Source organism: Kitasatospora sp. NPDC008050 (genome assembly GCF_042957465.1).
GTDB lineage: Bacteria > Actinomycetota > Actinomycetes > Streptomycetales > Streptomycetaceae > Kitasatospora.
The window spans coordinates 455,381-471,564 of sequence record NZ_JBIBIJ010000002.1; the positions used below are offsets into that span (position 1 = coordinate 455,381).

Sequence of the window (16,184 nt, forward strand, 5' to 3'; positions counted from 1 at the left end):
GCCTGTGCGTGACGTCGGCCTTCAAGACCCGGTTGTGGTCTTGAAGGCCGACGTTGTCGTATGGGGAGGGTGTCGGTGTCCATGATGGCGAAGGGGTCCCGAGAGATCCCGGCGGAGACGGTGCGGGTGGCGCGGGCGGCGTTCCCGAGAGGCAGCCTGGCGATCCGGGTGCTCTCGGAGTTCCGGGACCGGCTGGTCGCGGCGGATGCGGGCCGGCGGATGCTGGATGGCATCCTGGTCGCCGCCCGGGAGAAGGGGCTGCTCAAGACGGCTGGCCGGGCCCGAACCGACTCCACTCATGTGCTGTCGGCGGCTCGGGAGTTGTGTCGCCTTGAGCTGGTGGCGGAGACGCTGCGTGCGGCGCTGAACGCGCTGGCCCAGGCGGCCCCCGACTGGCTGGTTGGTGTCGCCGAGCCGGACTGGTTCCGCCATTACGCCACCCGGGCCGAGGACTCCCGGTTTCCCAAGGCCCGGGCCAAGCGCGACGAGGTGGGGTTGCGGATCGGCAGGGACGGCATGCGACTGCTCCAGGCGGTCTTCGCACCCGATGCACCGCGTGAGGTGCCGGCGCTACCGCAGGTGGAGGTCTTGCGGCAGGTGTGGGTCCAGCAGTTCCACCTGATCGAAGGCGAGGTGGCCAGGCGGGACCCAAAAGACCGGCCGCCGGGCGCGATGCGCCTGGTCACGCCCCATGACGTCGAGGCACGTGGCAGTGTCAAGCGCGACACCTTCTGGGACGGCTACAAGGTCCACCTCACCGAGACCTGCGAGGAAGGCGTCCCGAACCTGATCACGAACGTGGCCACGACCCTCGCCACCGTCCCCGACGACCGGATGGCCGCCGTCGTCCACGCCGCACCGGCCACACGCGACTGCCTGCCCGGCGAGCACTGGGTGGACAGCGGATATGCCACCGCGGCCCAGATCGTCGCGGCCCGCGCCGATCACGGCCTCGCGCTGCACGGCCCGGTCCTGGGCAACACCAGCGCCCAGGCCGGCAGCACCAACGGCTACGGCCAGGACGCCTTCACCATCGACTGGGACCGCAAGCAGGTCACCTGCCCCGGCGGGCACGCCAGCATGACTTGGAACGACCGGCTCTCCCAGCAAGGCCTGCCGGTGATCCGGGTGCGGTTCTCCGCGACCGACTGCCGTCCCTGCCCGGCCCGGGATGAACGCATCAACTCACCAGCCGCCCCTCGACGCGAACTGCGCTTACGGCGGCACGACGAACATCACGCCCTCCGAGAGGCCAGGACCGAGCAGCAGACCGACGAGTGGAAGAACCGCTACAAGATCCGCGCCGGAGTCGAGGGCACCATCTCCCAGGGCGTCCACCGCTGCGACCTGCGCAGATCACGCTACAAGGGCCTGGCCAAGACCAGCCTCCAGCACCAGCTCACCGGCGCTGCCATCAACCTCGCCCGCATCGACGCCCACCTCACCGACACACCCCGAGCCCGGACCCGAACCAGCCACTTCGCAGCACTTCGCCCCGCCGACCAACCGGCCAACGGGGCGAAGCAACAGGGCCCGAATTAACCAACAGCGTCCCCTTCAGGGGATCGGGCCCACAACCGTTCGCATCACGCGGTGCGGCGCGGTGGCTCAGACGGTGGTGACGACCTCGTCGTAGGCCAGGCGCGGCGAGCGCGGGTACCAGGCGTCGGCGCCCGGCTTGCCGATGTTGACCACGGCCAGCACCGAGTGGTCGCCGTCGGCGAAGAACTCCTTGTTGATGCCCTCGGCGTTGAAGCCGGTCATCGGGCCCGCGGCCAGGCCGGCGGCGCGCACACCGATGATGAAGTAGCCGACCTGCAGCGCGGCGTTGAAGCGCGCGGAGTGCTCACGCACCGGGCGCTCGCTGAAGAAGACGTCCTTGGCCTGCGGGAACGCCGGGAACTGGGCCGGCAGCTCCTCGTGGAACTCGTTGTCGGCGGCCAGGATCGCGACCAGCGGGGCACCGGCGGTCTTGGCCTTGTTGCCGTCGGACATCTGCGCCACCAGGCGCTCGCGGGCCTCGGCACTGCGCACCAGGACAACCCGCAGGGCCTGCTGGTTGAAGGCGGTGGGCGCGTACTTCACCAGGTCGTAGACGGCCTGGATCTGCTCGTCGCCGACCGGCTCGTCGGTGAAGGTGTTGGCGGTGCGGGCCTCACGGAAGAGCAGGTCCTGGGCGGCGGCGTCGAGAACGAGCGACTCGTTGGCGGTGGTCATGATGCTGCACCTCATGCTGGATCGGTACGGGCGGCCGAGTGCCGCTCACCCGAACCAACCTAGGTGAAGTTTCAACCATTCCTCAAGTGGGAGTGATCTGCCTCACTTTCCGCCCTCCTTGCCGCCGTCCGTGCCGCCGTCCGCCTGCTGCTCGGCCGCCAGCACGGCCTCCAGCCGGGCCCGGGCGCCGTCCAGCCAGCGCTGGCAGACCTTGGCCAGCTCCTCGCCGCGCTCCCACAGGGCCAGCGACTCCTCCAGGGTGGTGCCCCCGGTCTCCAGCCGGCGCACCACCTCCATCAGGGCGTCCCGGGCCTGCTCGTAGCCCAGCTGATCGGGTGTCGTGCTGCTTGCGGTGTCCTCGTCGGCCATGGGCTCAGCGTAGGGGCAGGTCCCGACAGAACCAGCCCGACGAATCCGGCCCGCCAAAACCAGCTGCGCCCGCGCCGGCCCGCTCGCTACGGTCGGTCGCCATGAGCGACACAGGTTCGACGACCGCCGTGCGACAGGCCCGGCCCGAGGACGCCCCGGAGCTGGTCAGGCTGCGCCTGCTGATGTTCGAGGCGATGCAGGGCCAGGCCCGTCCCGGCCCCTGGGAGCGGCAGGCCGAGGCACTGCTGCGCGAGCGGCTGGCCGACCCGGGGAGCACCACCATGCCCGCCTTCGTGGTCGACGACGCCACAGCCCCCGGCCGGCTCGCCGCCTGCGCGGTCGGCACCCTGGAGCAACGGCTGCCGGCGCCCGGCCACCCCGAGGGCCGCTTCGGCTTCGTCTTCAACATCTGCACCGACCCGGCGCACCGCCGCCGCGGTTACGCCCGGGCCTGCACCGAGGCGCTGCTGGCCTGGTTCGACGAACAGCGGGTGACCCGGATCGACCTGCACGCGACCGAGGGCGGCGAGCAGCTCTACCGCAGCCTCGGCTTCGCCGAGCACTCGGTGCCGCTCTCCCGCACCCGCCCGCAGTACACCTAGGGCCGGGCGCGGCCCTAGCCCTCGTCGAGCCGGCCGACCGTCACCCCGAAGCCGCCGCCCGCCACCCGGGCGTGCAGCTCCTCGCCGGCCGCGAGCAGCGCCGGATCGGTGATCACCTGCCCGTCCGGCCGCTGCAGCACCGCATAGCCGCGCTCCAGCGTGGCGGCGGGGGAGAGCGCCACCACCCGGGCCAGCGTGTGGCCCAGGTCCGACTCGGCCCGGTCCAGCCGGTGGCCCAGCGTCCGCCGGGCGCGCTCCACCAGCGCCGTCAGCTCCTGCCCCCGCTCGGCCACCAGCCGGTGCGGCGCGGCCAGCGCCGGCCGGGTGCGCACGGTGGCCAGCCCGTGCTCCTCGCGCCGCACCAGCTCGGTGACCATCCGCCGGGCCCGGTCGCGCAGCTGGCGTACCCGGGCCTGCTCCTCGCCCACGTCGGGGACCACCCGTTTGGCCGCGTCGGTGGGGGTGGCCGCCCGCAGGTCGGCGACGAAGTCGAGCAGCGGCTGGTCCGGCTCGTGCCCGATCGCGCTCACCACCGGGGTGCGGACCTGCGCCACGGTGCGGCACAGTTCCTCGTCGGAGAAGGGCAGCAGATCCTCCACGCTGCCACCGCCGCGGGCCACGATGATCACGTCCACCTCGGGGTGGCCGTCCAGCTCCCGCACCGCCGCGCTCACCTGGCCGGCCGCCTGCGGGCCCTGCACCAGCACGTTGCGCACCTCGAAGCGGACCGCGGGCCAGCGCCGCCGGGCCACCTCCAGCACGTCCCGCTCGGCAGCCGAGGCACGGCCGGTCACCAGCCCGACGCAGCCGGGCAGGAACGGCAGCGGCCGCTTGCGCTCGCTGGCGAACAGGCCCTCGTCGGCCAGCCTGCGCTTGAGCTGCTCCAGCCGGGCCAGCAGCTCGCCGAGCCCGACCGGACGGATCTCGGTGGCCCGCAGCGAGAGGGTGCCGCGCGCCGTGTACCACTCGGGCTTGGCGTACACCAGCACCCGGGAGCCCTCGTGCAGGGTATCGGCGAGCGGTTCGAGCACCGAGCGGAAGCAGGTGACGACGAGTGAGACGTCGTGCTCGACATCACGCAGCGTCAGGAACTGCATGCCGGTGCGCCGGCTGAGCTGGGTGATCTGGCCCTCCACCCAGACCGCACCCAGCCGGTCGACCCAGCCGCCGATCAGCTGCGAGACCTTGCCGACCGGGAGCGGGGCTTCGGGGGAGCTGCTGTTGGCCATGGACCGAGGCTAGCGCGGGCGGCCGACAGCGCCGCTCGTCCTGCGCCGCTCGTCCTGCGCCGCCCGTCCGGTGCCGCTCGTCCGGTGCCGCTCGTCCTGCGCCGCCCGTCCGGTGCCGGCCGGTCTCAGGCACGCGCCCCGCGCCCCCGCTGGGCCAGCAGCACCAGCAGCCCCGCCGCCAGCCACACCGCCCCGACCAGCTGCGCGGTGTGCGTGGCCTGCCAGACCACCGCGACGATCACCGCGATGCCCAGCACCGGCGCCAGCAGATGCCGCAGCCGGTCCCGGGAGCCGTTGCGGACGGTGTACCAGCCGATCACCGAGGCGTGCAGCAGCGCGAACGCGGTCAGCGCGCCGATGTCCACCACCGAGGTCAGCTGGTCGAGCCCGTCGTCGCGCCCCGCCGCCCAGCCCGCCGCCGCCAGCGTCACCACCGCCGCGACCAGCAGCGCCCGGCGCGGCACGCCCGAGCCCGGGTCCACCACCGAGAGCCGGCGCGGCAGGCGCCCCTCGCGGGCCATCGCGAAGAGCAGCCGGCCGGCCGCGGCCTGCCCGGCCAGCGCGGCGAAGGCGGCGCCGATCGCCTTGCTCACCGCGACCAGCGTGTGCAGCCAGCCGCCGACCGCACTCTGCACCGTGTCGTAGAAGGCCGAGCCCTGCGCGGCCGGGAGCGCGGCCAGCTGCTCGGGGGTGAGCGGCTCCAGCAGCGCGGCCAGATAGGTCTGCACGACGAAGAGCACCCCGGCCAGCACCAGGCAGAGCAGCACCGCCCGGGCCACCGCCGCCGACGCGCCCACCGCCTCCTCCACGAACGAGGCGATCGCGTCGAAGCCCAGGTAGGAGAGCACCGCCACGCTCACCGCGCTCAGCACGGCGCCCGGCTGGAAGCCGCCGATCCCGGTCAGCGGCGAGAGCACCGGCCGCGCGGCCCCGTCCCTGACCAGCACCACCAGCGCCGCCACCACGAAGACCGCCAGCACCGCGATCTCCATCGCCAGCACCACGAAGCCCACCACGGCGGCCGTGCGCACCCCGGCCAGGTTGAGCGCGGTGGTGACCAGCACGGCCAGCACGGTCCACACCCACCGCGACACGCCCGGGGCCAGGGAGTGCAGTGCGATGCCCGAGAAGAGGTAGGCCACCGCCGGGATCAGCAGGTAGTCGAGCATCGCCATCCAGCCCGCGACGAAGCCGGGCCCCTCGCCCAGCCCGGCCCGGGCGTAGGCGAAGACCGAGCCGGCGCGCGGCACCGCGCGCACCATCTGCGCGTACGAGAAGGCGGTGAAGCCCATCGCGATCGTGGCCGCCAGGTAGACCACCGCCACCGCGCCGTGGCTCTTGGCGTCCAGCACCCCGAAGACCCCGACCGGTGCCATCGGCGCGATGAAGAGCAGCCCGTAGACCACCAGATCGCGCAGGCCCAGGCTGCGCCGCAGGCCACCCGGTTCGTCTCGCTCGCTCATTCCTCAGATTTGATCACTGAACGCCGGCCCCGACCCGCAGGGCCCGGCTTGTCGGCGCGGCACACCGGCCCGGTGAGCCGCCCGTACGATAGGTGCCATGTCGACCACCGCTTCGCGCCGCGTCCTGCTCGCCGCCCCCCGGGGCTACTGCGCGGGCGTCGACCGCGCCGTCATCGCCGTGGAGAAGGCCCTGGAGCAGTACGGGGCGCCGATCTACGTCCGCAAGCAGATCGTCCACAACAAGTACGTCGTGCAGACCCTGGAGAAGCAGGGCGCGATCTTCGTCGACGAGACGGAGGAGGTGCCCGAGGGCTCGATCGTGGTCTTCTCCGCGCACGGCGTGGCCCCCTCGGTGCACGATGAGGCGAAGACCGGCAAGCTCGCCACCATCGACGCCACCTGCCCCCTGGTGACCAAGGTCCACAAGGAGGCCGTCCGGTTCGCCGACGAGGATTACGACATCCTGCTCGTCGGCCACGAGGGCCACGAGGAGGTGGTCGGCACCATGGGCGAGGCCCCGGAGCGGATCCACCTGGTGGACGGCCCCGAGGACGTCGCAAACGTCCAGGTGCGCGACGAGTCCAAGGTCGTCTGGCTCTCCCAGACCACCCTCTCGGTGGACGAGACCATGGCCACCGTCGGCGAGCTGAAGAAGCGCTTCCCGCTGCTGGTCTCCCCGCCCAGCGACGACATCTGCTACGCCACCCAGAACCGCCAGGTGGTGGTCAAGCAGATCGCCCCCGAGACCGACCTGCTGATCGTGGTCGGCTCCAAGAACTCCTCCAACTCGGTGCGCCTGGTCGAGGTCGGCCTGGAGTACGGCGCCAAGGCCGCGCACCTGGTGGACTTCGCCGAGGAACTGGACGAGGCCTGGCTGACCGGCGTCACCACGGTGAGCCTGACCAGCGGCGCCTCGGTGCCGGAGATCCTGGTCCAGGGCGTGCTCGGCTGGCTGGCCGAGCGCGGCTTCGCGGACGTCCAGACGGTCCGCACGGCCGAGGAGACGCTCACCTTCTCGCTGCCCAAGGAGCTGCGCCGCGACCTGCGCGCCGAGGCGGCGGGCAAGCTCTGACCGCTGCCCCGGCGACCTGACGCCGTGGCAGCGCCCCGGCTGCTTTCGGGCGCCATCTCTCGTACGGTCGTACGGTGAGGCCGGGCACCTCGTCCCGACGGGGACAGCCCGGCCCCGATCCCGCCCGGCTTGTGTCCCCAGGAGGCGCGACGTGACGGCACCCGAGACATCCGTACTGTTCGGCGTGGACATCGGCGGCACCGGGATCAAGGGCGCCCCGGTGGACGTGAAACGCGGCGAGCTGACCGAACCGCGGTTCAAGGTGCTCACCCCGCACCCCGCCGCGCCCGAGGCGGTGGTCGCCGCGGTGCGCGAGGTGGTCGACCACTTCGGCTACCGCGGCCCGATCGGCCTGACCTTCCCCGGCGTGGTGGTCGGCGGGCACACCCGCACCGCCGCCAACGTGGACCAGGGCTGGGTCGACCTGGACGCCGAGGGCCTGTTCCGCGAGTCGCTCGACCTGCCCGCCACCCTGCTCAACGACGCGGACGCCGCCGGGCTGGCCGAGATGGCGCACGGCGCGGGCCGCGACCGGGAGGGCGTGGTGCTGGTGCTGACCTTCGGCACCGGGATCGGCAGCGCGCTCTTCATGGACGGCAGGCTGGTGCCGAACACCGAACTGGGCCACCTGGAGCTGCGCGGCAAGGACGCCGAGCACCGGGCCTCGGCCGCCGCGCGCGAGCGGCACGAGCTGAGCTGGGCGGAGTGGGCGGTCCGGGTGGACGAGTACCTGGATCTGGTGGAGCGGCTCTTCTCACCACAGCTGGTGATCATCGGCGGCGGCGTCAGCCGCAAGCACGAGAAATTCCTGCCGCTGCTCAGCAAGCGGGCGGCCACGGTGGTGCCGGCCGGACTGCGCAACGACGCGGGCATCGTCGGCGCCGCGATGGCCGCGGCCGGGCCCGGACGCTGACGCACCGTCAGGCCCTCGGGTGATCCCGCTGACCTCGCTGGTCCCTCAGCGGCTGCGGCGGATCCGGCGCTGGGCGACGAACCGCGCGCCGACGATCATGGCGGCCAGCCCCGTCCCGGCGAACAGCCACCCCGCCCGCTGCGCAAGCCCGGCGCAGAGCGCCAGCAGTTGACCGATCACCCCGGGCAGCGGCGCGGGCCCGAGCAGCCCGATCGCCAGCGCGAAGGCGATCGGCCCGCTGATCGGCGCGGCCGGCAGGTCGGCGAGCCGCACCCGCACCGCGCTCTGGAAGCAGACCAGCAGGAACCCGAGCCCGAACAACACCCCGAGGCCGCCGAAGAGCAGGTGGTCGAGCAGCCCGAAGGCGAGGGTGCCGAGCACGGAGAGCAGGCCGGTGCCGATCGCGGTCAGCCGGGTGGGTGGCCCGGGCCGTTTGACCGACTCGCCACCGGAGCCGCTCCGGCCCAGCCGTTGCCGCAGGCGGATCAGCGGAGCGGGCCCACCGGAGGCGGGGCGGAGTCTGGTCGGCCGTGCGGTGACGGCATCGCGGGGCGCGGCGGGCCCCGGAACGGCGGCCTCGCGCGACCTGCCGCCGGCTGGCGGTCGGGGTCGGGGCCCGGGCGGCTGGGTTCGGATGCTCTGCTCCACATGCCCAACGTACGGTCCGATTTACATCACCTTGGGTAATGAAGCCTCAAGACCTGCTGCGTGTCCTGCCCCGTTAGACTGGGCGGTCGGCCCGTACGGTGCCGCACCACGTCCTCCAAGCCCACGGGATCTCGCTTCATGTCGCTCACGATCGGAATCGTCGGCCTGCCGAACGTCGGCAAGTCGACTCTGTTCAACGCCCTGACCAAGAACGACGTCCTGGCGGCCAATTACCCGTTCGCCACCATCGAGCCGAACGTCGGCGTGGTCGGCGTCCCCGACGCCCGGCTGGCCAAGCTCGCCGAGATCTTCAAGTCGGAGCGGATCCTGCCCGCCACCGTCGACTTCGTGGACATCGCCGGCATCGTCCGCGGCGCCTCGGTGGGCGAGGGCCTGGGCAACAAGTTCCTCGCCAACATCCGTGAGTCGGACGCGATCTGCCAGGTCATCCGCGCTTTCAACGACCCCGACGTGGTCCACGTGGACGGCAAGGTCTCGCCCAAGGACGACATCGAGACCATCAACACCGAGCTGATCCTGGCCGACCTGCAGTCGGTCGAGAAGGTGCTGCCGCGCCTGCAGAAGGAGGCCCGCCTCAAGAAGGAGTCGGCCGCCATGCTGGCCGCCGCCGAGGCCGCCCAGCAGGTCCTGGAGTCCGGCAAGACCCTCTTCGAGGCCGGCTTCGACGCCTCCTCGGTCCGTGAGCTGCACCTGCTCACCACCAAGCCCTTCCTCTACGTCTTCAACGTCGACGAGGACGAGCTGACCGACGAGGACTTCAAGGACGGCCTGCGTGCCCTGGTCGCCCCCGCCGAGGCGATCTTCCTGAACGCCAAGATCGAGTCCGAGCTGATCGGCATGGACGACGCCGACGCCCTCGAACTCCTCCAGTCCATGGGTCAGGAGGAGCCCGGCATGGCCACCCTCGGCCGCGTCGGCTTCGACACCCTGGGCCTGCAGACCTACCTCACCGCCGGCCCCAAGGAGGTGCGTGCCTGGACCATCAAGAAGGGCGCCACCGCCCCCGAGGCGGCCGGCGTCATCCACACCGACTTCCAGAAGGGCTTCATCAAGGCCGAGATCGTCTCCTTCGACGACCTGGTCGAGTGCGGCTCCATCCCCGAGGCCCGCGCCAAGGGCAAGTCCCGCATCGAGGGCAAGGACTACGTCATGCAGGACGGCGACGTGGTCGAGTTCCGTTTCAATGTGTGACGGTCTGCACGCTCTGCGTTAGCCGACCTGTCAGCCGTCGGTCATGCTGCCCGGCCCGCTTCGGTGGGCCGGGCAGCGCGCTTGTGATGACTCCGCCGGGTCAGCCCTCGTAGTGGTAGCGGCACTGGGCGATCAGGACCGAGTCGTCGGTGACCTTGTAGCTGAGGCGGTGCTCGTCATTGATGCGCCGCGACCAGTAGCCCTGGAAACCGTGCTTGAGCAGCTCGGGCCGAGCAGCTCCAGCAGGACGCCCGTGTGGCCGGTTGGCTGGGTTCCGGCTGGCCGTCAGCAGGGTGGGCGGGGTGTGGGCGCGCAGGGTGGCGAGGTGGGCGTGGGCCCGGTCTGCGGTCAGGCGGTGACCTGGACCAGGAGGGTGGCGTCGGGGCCGGGGACGAGTCGGATCTGCTCCAGGGTGTCCACGTGCGCGGTCGGGGCGTGCACGGCGGCGCGCGGACCGACGCCGACGACCCGCATGCCTGCGGCCCGGGCGGCCTCGATGCCGGCCTGCGAGTCCTCGAAGACCAGGCAGTCCGCGGGGTCGATGCCCAGTGCGGCGGCGGCCTTGAGGAAGCCCTCGGGGTCGGGCTTGCTGGCGCCGACCGACTCCGCGGTGATGGCGAGCTCGGGCATCGGCAGGCCGGCGGCCGTCATCCGGGCGCCGGCGAGCGCCAGGTCGGCGGAGGTGACCAGGGCGTGCGGGTGGCGGGCCAGGGCAGCCAGGAAGGCGGCGGCGCCGGGGATCTCGACCACGCCGTCGGTGTCCGCGGTCTCCTCGGCGAGCATGATCCGGTTCTCGGCCAGGTTCTCCTCCATCGGGCGGTCCGGCAGCAGGATCGCCATGCTCAGGTGGCCCTGGCGGCCGTGCACCACGCGCATCGCGGCGTCCGCGTCCAGCCCGTGGCGCTCCGCCCAGGCCCGCCAGCAGCGCTCCACGACGGCGTCGGAGTTGACCAGCGTCCCGTCCATGTCGAGCAGCAGGGCGCGGACGGACAGCTCGGTGGCGGCGGACATGCCGGCTCCTCGGGGTGCGGGAGATTATGTTCCCCGATGATACAAAAGAATCGGCGACTCAGCGGCTTCGGGGGCTTCAGCCGAGCAGGTGCGCGTTGACCGCCCGGGCCTCGGCCGCCAGCTCGGTCAGCTCGGTCACCCGCACCCCGGCGGCGGTGAGCCGGTCCACGCCCTCGCAACCGGTGACGAACAGGTCGGGTTCGCGCCAGGCCAGCACCACCCGGGGGATCCCGGCGGCGATCACCAGGTCGGCGCAGGGGTGCGGGCGCGAGGCGCGGCGGCTGCACGGCTCCAGCGAGCTGTAGAGGGTGGCCTCGCGCAGCCGCGGGTCGCCGGGGGCCAGCTTGCCGAGCGCGGACTCCTCGGCGTGCACCACCGGGTCCCCCTCGCGGCTGTGGCCCTCGGCGAGCACCTCGCCGTCGGCACCGACGATCACCGCGCCGACCGAGAAGGCGCCGGCCGAGGGCGGGCACCGCCGGGACAGCTCGATGGCGCGGGTGAGGAAGTCGAGATCGGTCCGGTCGGTCACGGGGTGGACTCCTTGGGGGCGTATCGGAGCAGCACGACGTCGCCGACGGCGTGGGCCGCCAGCAGCCGCAGCCGCCGAGTGCTCCCGCCGGGGAACGCGGCCGGGTTGACGAAGCGGGGCGCGGCCGCCTGCCCGACCAGCAGCGGCGCGACGGCCAGCTGCAGCTCGTCGGCCAGGCCCTCGGCCAGGAACTGGGTGTGCACCGAGCCGCCGCCCTCCACCAGCAGCCGGGCCACCCCGCGCCGGCCGAGGTCGTCGAGCAGTGTGCCGAGGTCGACCCGCGGTCCGAGCGCGACCACCTCCGCCAGTCCGTCCAGCGTGCCGCGCAGCCGCTCGGCGGCCTGGTCGGTGGTGTACACCAGCCGGTCCTCGCCGGTGTGCCAGAACCGCAGCCCGGGCGAGAGGTCGCCGCGCGCGCTCAGGGTCACCTTGAGCGGGTGGGCTCCTCGCCCGGTGGCCACCCGGGCCGCCTGCCGGTCGGGGTCGTTGACCAGCAGGCGCGGGTTGTCGCGGCGCAGCGTGGTGGAGCCGACCAGGATGGCGTCGCAGTCGGCGCGCAGCTCGTCCACCCGGTCGAAGTCGGCCGCGTTGGAGAGCAGCAGCCGCTCGGGGGAGGCGTCGTCCAGGTAGCCGTCGATCGACATCGCGGCGCTGAGCAGCACGTACGGGCGGTTGGGCATGCCCTCAACCGTACGGTGCCGCGGATCCCCGCGGTGACGGACGGGGGCGGGCAGAGGCGGGGAAGGGGTTACGGGCGGGGTGGCAGCGGGAGCGGCAGGCCGGGCAGACCGTCCACGCTCACCCCGACGTACTCCTTGCCGGCGCAGTAGTCGGCGAACTCCTGCTCGCTCTTGCGCCCGAAGTGGTCGGCGTGCAGCGAGCGTTCCTCGCGGTACTCCAGGAACGGCACCGCGAACCCGCAGGAGTCGCTGATCCGTTCCGCCCGCACCAGCACGATCGCCCGCAGGCCCGCCCCGTCCGCCTCGGGTGCGAAGTGGGTCAGCAGCCCGGCGAAGCGCGGGTCGTCGCGGAAGACCGGCTCGCCCCGGCCGTGCACCCGCACCACGGTGGGCGGGCCGGTGAAGGCGCACCACATCAGCGTGATCCGCCCGTTCTCGCGCAGGTGCGCGATGGTCTCCGCGTGGCTGCCGCCGAAATCCAGGTAGGCCAGGGTCAGCTCGTCCAGGACCGCCAGGGTGCCGATCCGGCCCTTGGGCGAGAGGTTCACATGGCCGTCCCCGGCGAGCGGGGCGGTGGCGGTGAAGAAGATCGGCTGGGCCTCGATGAACGTACGGAGCCTGCCGTCGATTCGGTCGTAGCTCTTTCCCATGGCTCGATTATTCGCCCGGCCGCTCGGGGCCGGGAAGGGGTTTTTTCCGGAGTCTCGTATGACGAGACGGATCTTCTTGCCAGATGAGACGCTGGCTAAGCTCGAACCGTCGGTGAAGGCCAAGTCAGCCATGGAGGGGACCAGTCATGACAGAGCATCAGAGCGTCTACACGCACGGCCATCAGGAGGCGGTGCTGCGCTCGCACCGCAGCCGCACCGCGGCCAACTCGGCCGCCTATCTGCTGCCCGAGCTGCGGGCCGGGCAGGCGCTGCTGGACGTCGGCTGCGGCCCCGGCACGATCACCGCCGACCTGGCCGAGCTGGTCGGCCCCACCGGGCGGGTGGTGGCCGTGGACACCTCGCCCGAGGTACTGGCGCAAGCCGCCGCCCATGTCGCCGGCCGGGGCCTGGACAACGTCGTCTTCGAGGTCGGCGACGCGCATCAACTGAACTACACCGACGGCGAGTTCGACGTCATCCACGCCCATCAGACGCTGCAGCACGTGGCCGACCCGGTGGCGGTGCTGCGCGAGCTGCGCCGGGTGCTGGCACCGGGCGGGGTGCTGGCCGCCCGGGACGCCGACTACGCGGCCATGACCTGGTACCCCGAGCTGCCCGAGCTGACCGCCTGGCTGGAGCTGTACCGGAGCACGGCCCGGGCCAACGGCGGCGAGCCGGACGCCGGGCGCCGGCTGCTGGCCTGGGCGCGCGCGGCCGGGTTCACCGAGGTGACGGCGAGCAGCTCCAGCTGGACCTTCACCACACCCGGTGAGCGGCTGTGGTGGGGCGGGTCCTGGGCGGAGCGGGTGCGCGGCTCCGGTCTGGCGGCCACCGCGCTGGAGCACGGCCTGGCGGACGCCGCCGAGTTGGCCGCGATCGCCGAGGGCTGGCAGCGCTGGACGGTGGAGCCGGACGGCTGGTTCGCCGTGCTGCACGGCGAGGTGCTGGCCCGAGGCTGATCGGCCGGTCGGCGCCCCGGTCGGTTAGAGTCCGCGCATTCCATCGAACTGGTGCACGCAGGGGCGGGCAGGGGGGCAAGGGCCTGATGACGGCAGAGCACAAGCAGGACGCGGAGCGGGAGGAGGCCGTGTCGCTCACCAAGCGACCGGCCGACGCCCCGCCCGCCGACGCCCAGCCCACTGATGCCCCGCCCGCCGATGCCCCGCCCGCCGACGCCGCTCCTTCCGAGGCCCCGCCCGCGTTCAACCCCTACGCTCCGCCGTCCGCCGCGAGCCACCCGCCGCACCCGCCCCACCCGTCCGCCCCGGGGCCCTACGCTCAGCCCCCGTACGGTGCGCACCTCCCGTACGGCGGCTACTGGGGCCCGGCCCCCTACCCGCAACCGCGCGCCGGCCTGAACGGCTTCGCCATCGCCGCCCTGGTCACCGCGCTGACCTGCTTCCTGTGGCCGCTCGGGATCGCCTTCGGGATCACCGGCCTGGTCCAGATCCGCAAGCGCCACCAGCGCGGCACCGGCCTGGCCGTGAGCGGCCTGGTGCTCTCCGGCCTCGGCCTGCTGGGCACCCTGGGCGTGGCGACGACCGCCACCCTCGTGCACAACGTCGGCGGCTCGATCACCGCCGCCGGCGGCAGCTCGGCCGACGGCCTGGCGATCGGCACCTGCTTCAACCGGACCTCCGGCGGCCTGGTGGACCGGGTGTCCTGCGACACCGCGCACGACGGCGAGGTGGTCGGCCACACGCTGCTCACCGGCCAGGCCTACCCGGACGCGGACGAGCGCAAGCGCCAGATCGGCACGGTCTGCGACCAGCAGGCGCAGAACTACGCGATGGACGACTGGGCCGTCCCGGACGGCATGGTGGTGCACTACTTCTATCCGGAGCAGGACTCCTGGGCCACCGGGGACCGGAAGGCCACCTGCTTCCTCACCGACCCGGACGACCAGCACACCGGCTCGGTCCGCAAGGACGCGAGCAACGCCACCGCGGCCCAGCTCGGCTATCTGAAGGCGATGGACGCCATCGACGAGGCCGCGAGCCACCGCCCGAGCGGCTCGGCCGCGGACGACCCGGACGGCTACCGCGACTGGGCCGGCGAGCTGGCCACCGTGCTGCGCACGCAGAGCGCCGCACTGGACGCGGGCAGCTGGGACCCCGCCGTCCGCACCGCGCTCAACGCGCAGCTGGCCGAGCTGCGGCAGCGGATCCCGGCCCTGCGGCAGGCCGCCGACTCCACCGGGGCGGGCGACCTGGTGCGCGCGATCGCGCAGGCCGACCAGCACCGCGGCTACGACCAGCAGAAGGCGGTCCGGCAGCTGCTCCAGCTCTCCACCGACGAGTCCTGGCTCAACCCGCCGACCCAGGGCGGTGGTTCGCCGCGCGGCGACGACGTCCCGCAGAGCGTCTGACGCCTGCTCAACGGCCCGGACCTCACTCGGTACGGGCAGCGGAACCCGGCGAGGTCGGCGGGCGCCGGGGCGGGGTGGCGGCCACGGCCGCACGGCGGGCCGGCCCCCGACCCGGAACGAGACAGCCAGGACCTTGCGCCGACGCGGGAGCCGGTCCACCCTTGCGATAGTCGTCCGTGAGGCGGCCGCGCCGGAGAGATCCGGGCGGACCGCGGTGCCACGGCCGCCGTCGGTGCTGCACTCGCCCATCGGGCGGGGGCGGTTTGACGCGGCCATGTGCTGGCTCCTCTCATGCGGCGGCCGGACGGGGGCGAACGGGGGCAGGTGCACAATTCGGTAGGGCGAAGTCGGTGCGGGCGCCGCACCGGTGAAGCCAGTCGTAGGCGAACCATGTCTCGGAGGCGCGGGCCGGCGGTCCGGCCTCCCTGCGAACCCCAACGTCTTACGCGCCGTTAACCCGGATCCCCGGGACTGTGACGACGCCGAAACCTCGTCCGTACGTCCCGTTAGCGGGTCGTCCCTAGCCTCGGCCAGGGGGCGACCGGCACCGCCCCGGGCCCGACTCGACCCCCACCGAGCCGGGCCCGGCGCGGCGCAGCCCACCACCGGCCCACCGGCCCAGCCCGCCGGCCCAGCCCGCCGCCGGCCCGCGGGCCCACCGGCGCCGCCGGCCACCGGCTCTTCACGGGCCGCCGGACTAAGCTCCCCAGCATGGAGAACCGGATCGTGGTCGGCGGCGCGCTGATCCGTCAGGGCCGGGTGCTGGCCGCCCGGCGCAGTGCGCCCGCCGAGCTGGCGGGACGCTGGGAGTTCCCCGGCGGCAAGGCCGAGCCGGGGGAGAGCGAGCAGCAGGCGCTGGAGCGCGAGCTCGTCGAGGAGCTGGGCGTGCAGGTCAGGGCGATGGCCAGGCTGGCGGGGGAGTGGCCGATCCGGCCGGGGCTGGTGCTGCGGATCTGGACGGCCGAGCTGGTGGCGGGCGAGCCGCGGCCCTTGCAGGACCACTCCGAGGTGCGCTGGCTCGGGCCTGACGAGCTGACGGCGGTGGACTGGTTGGAGCACGATCGTGCGGTGCTCCCCGAGGTGGCCCGGCTGCTAACGGCCACTGATGCGTCGTCAGCGCAGAGCCCGGCGTCAGGTCCTGTAGGCCGATCGGAAAAGATGACCCGAACGCATGGGTAGTGCACGTTACGTCTGGGTATGTCACAGTTCGGCATGATCCAT

General features: G+C 73.0%; 15 protein-coding genes and 2 pseudogenes. 8 read left to right on the plus strand and 9 right to left on the minus strand.

The features are described 5' to 3' along the window. The first annotated feature begins 75 nt into the window (after positions 1 to 75). Positions 76 to 1,542, plus strand: coding sequence for a transposase (locus tag ACFZB9_RS05515; RefSeq protein ID WP_391443836.1), 1,467 nt, complete (start codon positions 76 to 78; stop codon positions 1,540 to 1,542). A gap of 66 nt (positions 1,543 to 1,608) precedes the next feature. Here ACFZB9_RS05515 and ACFZB9_RS05520 read toward each other — a convergent pair whose 3' ends face one another. Together ACFZB9_RS05520 and ACFZB9_RS05525 are read right to left on the minus strand one after the other, a co-directional pair. Then, a complete protein-coding gene (locus tag ACFZB9_RS05520) occupies positions 1,609 to 2,217 on the minus strand; it encodes a malonic semialdehyde reductase (protein WP_391443838.1) in 609 nt (202 codons plus the stop codon). A 102-nt stretch (positions 2,218 to 2,319) separates the two neighbouring features. Further along, positions 2,320 to 2,586, minus strand: a complete 267-nt coding sequence (locus ACFZB9_RS05525) for an exodeoxyribonuclease VII small subunit (protein WP_391443840.1) — start codon at positions 2,584 to 2,586, stop codon at positions 2,320 to 2,322. Positions 2,587 to 2,687: 101 nt separating this feature from the next. On the opposite strand from ACFZB9_RS05525, the gene ACFZB9_RS05530 reads away from it, so the two are divergent. Further along, on the plus strand, positions 2,688 to 3,188 hold the full coding sequence (locus tag ACFZB9_RS05530; RefSeq protein ID WP_391443842.1) for a GNAT family N-acetyltransferase: 501 nt from the start codon (positions 2,688 to 2,690) through the stop codon (positions 3,186 to 3,188). Positions 3,189 to 3,202: 14 nt separating this feature from the next. Here ACFZB9_RS05530 and xseA read toward each other — a convergent pair whose 3' ends face one another. Both xseA and ACFZB9_RS05540 read right to left on the minus strand, forming a co-directional pair. After that, positions 3,203 to 4,417, minus strand: a complete 1,215-nt coding sequence (xseA, locus tag ACFZB9_RS05535; RefSeq protein ID WP_391443844.1) for an exodeoxyribonuclease VII large subunit — start codon at positions 4,415 to 4,417, stop codon at positions 3,203 to 3,205. Positions 4,418 to 4,542: 125 nt separating this feature from the next. After that, the gene (locus ACFZB9_RS05540) at positions 4,543 to 5,880 is read right to left on the minus strand and encodes an APC family permease (protein WP_391443847.1); all 1,338 of its coding nucleotides are present in this window, start codon (positions 5,878 to 5,880) and stop codon (positions 4,543 to 4,545) included. Between the two features lie 97 nt (positions 5,881 to 5,977). Between ACFZB9_RS05540 and ACFZB9_RS05545 the strand changes: the two genes are divergently transcribed. Next, positions 5,978 to 6,952, plus strand: a complete 975-nt coding sequence (locus ACFZB9_RS05545; RefSeq protein WP_391443848.1) for a 4-hydroxy-3-methylbut-2-enyl diphosphate reductase — start codon at positions 5,978 to 5,980, stop codon at positions 6,950 to 6,952. 151 nt (positions 6,953 to 7,103) lie between these two features. After that, positions 7,104 to 7,865: a polyphosphate--glucose phosphotransferase gene (gene ppgK, locus ACFZB9_RS05550; protein WP_391443850.1), complete on the plus strand. Its 762-nt coding sequence runs from the start codon at positions 7,104 to 7,106 to the stop codon at positions 7,863 to 7,865. Positions 7,866 to 7,910: 45 nt separating this feature from the next. Here ppgK and ACFZB9_RS05555 read toward each other — a convergent pair whose 3' ends face one another. Next, the gene (locus tag ACFZB9_RS05555; protein WP_391443852.1) at positions 7,911 to 8,513 is read right to left on the minus strand and encodes a DUF6542 domain-containing protein; all 603 of its coding nucleotides are present in this window, start codon (positions 8,511 to 8,513) and stop codon (positions 7,911 to 7,913) included. Positions 8,514 to 8,651: 138 nt separating this feature from the next. Here ACFZB9_RS05555 and ychF point away from each other — a divergent pair, with 138 nt between their 5' ends. Then, positions 8,652 to 9,725, plus strand: a complete 1,074-nt coding sequence (gene ychF / locus ACFZB9_RS05560) for a redox-regulated ATPase YchF (RefSeq protein ID WP_391443854.1) — start codon at positions 8,652 to 8,654, stop codon at positions 9,723 to 9,725. A gap of 100 nt (positions 9,726 to 9,825) precedes the next feature. Here the strand turns inward: ychF and ACFZB9_RS05565 are convergent. The 4 genes and pseudogenes from ACFZB9_RS05565 to ACFZB9_RS05580 all read right to left on the minus strand — a co-directional run. After that, positions 9,826 to 9,969 (minus strand): annotated as a pseudogene (locus ACFZB9_RS05565) (Txe/YoeB family addiction module toxin); the annotation flags it as partial. 104 nt (positions 9,970 to 10,073) lie between these two features. After that, a complete protein-coding gene (locus ACFZB9_RS05570; RefSeq protein WP_391443856.1) occupies positions 10,074 to 10,736 on the minus strand; it encodes an HAD-IA family hydrolase in 663 nt (220 codons plus the stop codon). A gap of 76 nt (positions 10,737 to 10,812) precedes the next feature. Continuing rightward, a pseudogene (locus tag ACFZB9_RS05575) lies at positions 10,813 to 11,945 on the minus strand (dihydrofolate reductase family protein). A gap of 68 nt (positions 11,946 to 12,013) precedes the next feature. Then, on the minus strand, positions 12,014 to 12,595 hold the full coding sequence (locus ACFZB9_RS05580; RefSeq protein WP_391443858.1) for a pyridoxamine 5'-phosphate oxidase family protein: 582 nt from the start codon (positions 12,593 to 12,595) through the stop codon (positions 12,014 to 12,016). A 146-nt stretch (positions 12,596 to 12,741) separates the two neighbouring features. On the opposite strand from ACFZB9_RS05580, the gene ACFZB9_RS05585 reads away from it, so the two are divergent. The 3 genes from ACFZB9_RS05585 to ACFZB9_RS05595 all read left to right on the plus strand — a co-directional run bounded on the left by ACFZB9_RS05585 (position 12,742) and on the right by ACFZB9_RS05595 (position 16,142). Further along, positions 12,742 to 13,554 carry a methyltransferase domain-containing protein gene (locus ACFZB9_RS05585; RefSeq protein ID WP_391443860.1) on the plus strand — a complete coding sequence of 271 codons (813 nt, stop codon included), beginning with the start codon at positions 12,742 to 12,744 and terminating at the stop codon, positions 13,552 to 13,554. A gap of 86 nt (positions 13,555 to 13,640) precedes the next feature. Continuing rightward, entirely contained in the window at positions 13,641 to 14,963 is a 1,323-nt protein-coding gene (locus ACFZB9_RS05590) for a DUF4190 domain-containing protein (protein WP_391443861.1), read from the plus strand. Positions 14,964 to 15,674: 711 nt separating this feature from the next. After that, positions 15,675 to 16,142 carry a (deoxy)nucleoside triphosphate pyrophosphohydrolase gene (locus tag ACFZB9_RS05595; protein ID WP_391443863.1) on the plus strand — a complete coding sequence of 156 codons (468 nt, stop codon included), beginning with the start codon at positions 15,675 to 15,677 and terminating at the stop codon, positions 16,140 to 16,142. The last annotated feature ends 42 nt before the right edge of the window (positions 16,143 to 16,184 follow it).